The sequence below is a fragment of the Actinomadura sp. 7K534 genome, assembly GCF_004348575.1.
Classification (GTDB): domain Bacteria; phylum Actinomycetota; class Actinomycetes; order Streptosporangiales; family Streptosporangiaceae; genus Spirillospora; species Spirillospora livida.
Window position 1 is genome coordinate 1 of the sequence record NZ_SMKB01000367.1, and the last position, 4,995, is coordinate 4,995.

Genomic DNA, 4,995 nt, shown 5'->3' on the forward strand with positions numbered 1-4,995 from the left:
CCCTGGTTCGGACGCGGTGGTTGTGGTGATCAACCCGTCTACCAGGGGTTTCTTCACGTCATCCGCCGAACGCCCCCATCGCGATCATGCTGTGATCCGCGTCCGCCCAGACGGATGAAAAAGGGTCCTGGATTCCGAGGACACCCTGGCATTGGACGCGCCCCGGCCGGACGCCAAGGGGCCGGTGGGCAGGGAAACGCTGCGGGTCGTCGTGGTGCGTTTTCCGCGCATCTCGAATTTCACGGATCTGGACGCGCTGGCCTGCGAGCCCGGAGTCGTCGTCCGCTATGCGGCCAGCGTCGGGGATCTGACCGACGCAGATCTCGTCGTCCTGCCGGGTACGCGGGCCACGGTGAGCGATCTGGCCTGGCTGCGCGAGCGGGGAATGGCCGACGAGATCAGAAGGCGGGCCGAACAGGAAAGGCCGGTGCTGGGCATCTGCGGCGGCTACCAGATGCTCGCCGAGGAAATCGTCGATCGCGTTGAGTCCGGGGCGGGGAGCGTCGAAGGTCTCGGCCTGCTTCCGGCGCGGGTCGTGTTCGGGGAAGAAAAGGTGCTCGGGCGGCCGGAAGGGCGTGCCTACGGGGAGGACGTCCACGCGTACGAAATCCACCATGGCGTTGTGACCGCAGATGGTGAACCGTTCCTCGACGGGTGCCGGAAAGGCGCCGTCTGGGGGACGACCTGGCACGGCGCAATGGAGAACGACGGATTCAGGCGCGCGTTCCTGCGTGATGTGGCCCACAGGAGCGGACGCGATTTCACACCCGCCCCGGACGTGTCGTTCGCAGCCCTCCGGGAGGCGACCCTCGACACGCTCGGCGACCTCGTGGAAGAGCATCTCGACACCGCCGCCCTCTGGCGGATCATCGAGCGCGGCGCGCCGCCCGGCCTGCCCGTCGTCCCTCCCGGCGGGGCGCCGGATCCGGCGGGCGGCCCCGGTACGGCGGTAGGGTGATCCCTTCGATGGCACCGGCCGCACCAGGCACCAGGAGGAACGTCCCGTGACCGATCCGCGGTCCAGGCTGATCGTCCCGCTGATGAAGGCGCGGGTGCCGGCCGAGATCCAGCTGGAGTTCCCGCTGCCTCCGGAGGAGGAGCCGATCCGCGACCCGTTCGCCGCGGACCTGTACGTGAGCTACGCGCTGGAGATCGCCGACGAGGCGGCACCGGCCGGCCGGCGTTACGAGCACGTGGCCCGCCGGCACTGCGCCGAGCTGGGCGTGCCGCCCGGCGAGCTGCGCCGCCTCGCGGTGATCAACCTGCGCGATCTGCGTCCCGAGCTGAGCCTCAGCTGGTACCCGGACGTGCGCGCCGTGACGGTGTCCCTCGCCGGGGCGGGCACGGCGGCGAGGCGGGGGAGCCTGGAGTCGGGCCTGCTGCTGGACGAGGGGTTCCTGGAGAAGCTCGCGCAGGACGTGGAGGGCGACCTCGTCGTGGCGGCCCCGGCGCGGGACGTGTTCGTCGCGTCCGGCACCGGCCACCCGGACGGTGTCGACAAGCTCCGCTGGGCCGTCCAGCAGGTCTGGGCCGAGGACCGCGGGGACAACGGCGGTGACCCCGCCTGGGACGTGCCCGCCGGGAGCCTCCTCACCCACGACCTGCTGGTCCGCCGCGGCGGAGCCTGGGACGTCCTCGCCCCCTGACCGGCCCCGAAAGGCTAGGACAGCGTCTTCAGCCGCGGCCACAGCTCCGCCCAAGGAGCGCGCTGCCCGCGGCAGATCCAGACCGGTTTGCCCTGCTCCTGGTTGTCGAGGCCGACGCCGTTGTCGATGCGGCCGACGGGCCGCACGTCCGTCCAGAACCGCCGCAGGTAGGCCGCGCCCGCCGTGGTATCCGGCCCGACGACGACCGCCGGGCCGCCGGTCTCCCGGGGGCGCCCGAAGTGCCAGTAGCCGTTGTGCCCGCTGTACGCGCGGGGCAGCCCGAGGCCCGGCCCGTACTTGTCGAGCGCCCCGGCCTCGCCGTAGTTGCTGACGACGATCGTCGCGGCGGCGCGCTCACCGGCGGGCAGCGAGTGGTAGGCGTCCGCGACCTGCTCGGCGAACCGGGGCCAGCCGACGGTCTCCGCCGAGTCCGCGTTGACGGCGGGCTGCGGGGTGTCGGCCAGCCACTTCACCGGGTAGACGGGCAGCGTGAGCAGCGCGGTCGTGACGGCGGTGACCGCGAACATCGGGACGGTAGGCACCCAGCCCCAGCCGCGCGGCGCGCCGTTCCGCTCGATCTCCACGGCCCCGGCGGCGAACAGCGCCGCCCACAGGCCGCTGAGGTAGTACGGCTTCCCGGCCGTGACGAGGAACAGCACGGTCAGCAGCACGTACGCGTGCCCGATGAACCGGAACGGCCGCAGGTCGTCCGACCGGTACGTCCGCCACAGCCCGTAGATCCACAGCCAGGACAGCACGACCCCGGTCAGCAGTATCTGGAAGGGGATGAGCCCCGGACGGCCGCCGAAGTCGCCCTTGCCGGCGATGGCGTCCGCCATGTCGAGCTGCGGCCACCCGTGATCGGCCTGCCACAGCAGCCCTGGCGCGGCCGCGGCGGCGACGAGGAGCACGGCGGCGGCGAACATCGGCCGCCGCAGGAACTCCCGCGGCCCGGAGATCAGCAGCCCGGCGACGACCCCGGCCAGCAGGAAGGCCGCGAGGTACTTGACATTCAGCGCCAGCGCGGCAACGGCACCGGCGGCGAGGAGCAGCCGCTGGTCGCGGGTCCGCACCCACCGGACGGCCAGCCACACGAGCGTCGTCGACAGCAGCAGGTCGAGCGTCGCGGTGGAGAACAGGTGGCCGGCCGCGACGACGAACGGGCAGACGGCGTAGGCGCCGGCGGTGAGGAGCTGCGCCCGCCGCCCGCCGCCCATGTCCCGGGCGGTGAGCGCGGCGACGACCACGCCGGCGGCGGAGAAGAGCGCGGAGGGGACGCGCAGCGCGACGAGCGAGTCGCCGAACACAGCGGTGACCGCCCGGCCGAGCAGCGGCACCAGCGGGGGCTGGTCCGGGTAGCCCCACATCGGGTGCCGCCCGGCGACGCGGAAGTACAGCTCGTCGCGGTGGTAGCCGTAGCGGGCGCTGACGGCGAGCAGCACGACGCCCAGCGCCCCGGCGATCAGCAGCACCGGCCGCCAGGCGACCGCGGGAGGTCCGGGAGAGGCTTCGGTCTCGACGGGATCGGACGCCGCGGGGGCCGGAGCGGTCATCGGCTGCCTACAGCGTGGAGACCCCGTCCTTGAGGGCGGGGAGGGAACGGGGAACGGTCCGGCACGGTGACTCTCCGGGGTTTGTCGGTGGCGGTCGGTATGGTGCGGGCGTGTCCCGGTACCGGTTGTGTCCGACTCCCGCGCAGGAGGCGGGGTTGTTGGAGCACTGCGGGCATGCCCGGTTCGTGTGGAATCTGGCGGTGGAGCAGCACGGCTGGTGGAGGCCGGGCCGGGGCGCCGCGCCGGGGTATGTCGCGCAGGCTCGCCAGTTGACCGAGGCCCGTGCCGCCTACCCGTGGCTGGCGGCCGGTTCGCAGACGGTGCAGCAGCAGGCCCTGCGCGATTTCGCGCAGGCCATGGCGAACTTCTTCAAAGGGACGCACCGGCGGCCGACATGGCGCAAAGCCGGACGGCACGAGGGATTCCGGATCGTCGGTCGGCGCGGCGGGCAATGGGATGTGCGGCGGGTGTCCCGCAAGGTCGGTGAGGTGCGGGTCCCGAAGGTGGGGTGGGTGCGGTTGCGCTGGTCGCGGCCCGTCCCAGACGCAGTGAAGTCGTTCCGGATCACCCGCGACCGCGCCGGACGCTGGCACGTCGCGTTCGCCCAGGTCCCCGACCCGGTCCCCGCGCCGGGCAACGGGGAGGCGGTGGGTGTGGACCGGGGTGTGGCGGTGTCGGTGGGGCTGTCGACCGGGGAGCTCCTGCACGCTCCTGGTCTCACGCGGGCCGAGGCCGCGCGGCTGCGGCGGCTGCAGCGCAGGCTCGCCCGCGCGCAGAAGGGTTCGAACCGCCGCGCCCGGGTCAAGGCCGCCGTCGCCCGGTTGAGGGCGAGGGAGGCCGACCGGCGCCGCGACTGGGTGGAGAAGACCACCACGGCTCTGGCGCGCGACTTCGACGTCATCGCCGTCGAGGATTTGAACGTGCGGGGCATGACCCGCTCGGCCAAGGGCACCGTCGAAGCGCCGGGTGTGAACGTGCGGCAGAAGGCCGGGCTGAACCGGGCCATCCTTCGCAGCGGGTGGGGGCGGCTGGTGGCCCGGCTGGAGCACAAAGCGCCCGGCCGCGTCGTCAAGATCGATCCGCGTTACACCTCGCAGACCTGCCATGCCTGCGGGCACCGCGCACCGGACAACCGCAAGAGCCAAGCGGTATTCCGGTGCGTGGCCTGCGGGCACCAGGCCAACGCCGACGTCAACGCGGCCATCAACATCCGAACCGCCGCAGGGCATGCGGTGGCAGCGCGGGAAGGGCCACGGGTCACCGGGCCGGTGCACCGCGAACCTCAACTCGTCCTCCTCACGTAGGTCGAAGGGTTGGAATCCCCTGCCTTCAGGCGGGGGAGGACGTCAAGATCGAACCCTATTCGCCGAAGTGACCGGCGTCACGATCACCGTTCCGGCCGGACCAGGACAGATGGCCGGGGTCCGGAAATCCAGTGGGGCGGGCCGGGCCCCGCGGCATACCGTGCGGGTATGGTGTCGACGCAGCAAGTGCTCGCCTTCTCCGCGATGGCGTTCGCCATCATCGTGATCCCCGGCCCGTCCGTGCTGTTCGTCGTCGGGCGGGCGCTGGCGCACGGCCGCCGCACCGCCCTCGCCGGCGTCGTCGGCGGCGTGCTGGCCGCGCTGGTGCTGACGGTCGCCGTCGCGGTCGGCGTCGGCTCGCTCGTCGAGCGGTCCGCGGTCCTGTTCACCGCGCTGAAGACCGTCGGCGCGGTCTACATCGTCCACCTCGGGATCCAGGCCATCCGGCACCGGCGTTCGCTCCAGGGCGCGGTCGGCGGGGACGTGGGGAGC

At 72.7% G+C, this 4,995-nt stretch carries 4 protein-coding genes and 1 pseudogene; 4 read left to right on the top strand and 1 reads right to left on the bottom strand.

Annotated features, from left to right (window positions below; translation table 11 throughout):
• Positions 1-127: 127 nt before the first annotated feature.
• Both E1266_RS35540 and E1266_RS35545 read left to right on the top strand, forming a co-directional pair.
• Positions 128-958, top strand: a pseudogene (locus E1266_RS35540) (cobyric acid synthase CobQ); the annotation flags it as partial.
• Between the two features lie 46 nt (positions 959-1,004).
• Entirely contained in the window at positions 1,005-1,646 is a 642-nt protein-coding gene (locus E1266_RS35545) for a DUF1444 domain-containing protein (protein WP_229808385.1), read from the top strand.
• A gap of 14 nt (positions 1,647-1,660) precedes the next feature.
• Here E1266_RS35545 and E1266_RS35550 read toward each other — a convergent pair whose 3' ends face one another.
• Positions 1,661-3,199, bottom strand: a complete 1,539-nt coding sequence (locus tag E1266_RS35550; RefSeq protein ID WP_132054722.1) for a glycosyltransferase family 39 protein — start codon at positions 3,197-3,199, stop codon at positions 1,661-1,663.
• A 110-nt stretch (positions 3,200-3,309) separates the two neighbouring features.
• On the opposite strand from E1266_RS35550, the gene E1266_RS35555 reads away from it, so the two are divergent.
• Together E1266_RS35555 and E1266_RS35560 are read left to right on the top strand one after the other, a co-directional pair.
• Positions 3,310-4,503, top strand: a complete 1,194-nt coding sequence (locus E1266_RS35555) for an RNA-guided endonuclease TnpB family protein (protein ID WP_132054724.1) — start codon at positions 3,310-3,312, stop codon at positions 4,501-4,503.
• Between the two features lie 168 nt (positions 4,504-4,671).
• Positions 4,672-4,995 (top strand): LysE family transporter (locus E1266_RS35560; RefSeq protein WP_165966344.1); only part of this gene is annotated, 324 nt, incomplete at its 3' end.

Bases quoted from the DNA above. Each gene is read 5' to 3' on its own strand.
- E1266_RS35550 (WP_132054722.1), bottom strand. From the start codon at position 3,199: ATGACCGCTCCGGCCCCCGCGGCGTCCGATCCCGTCGAGACCGAAGCC.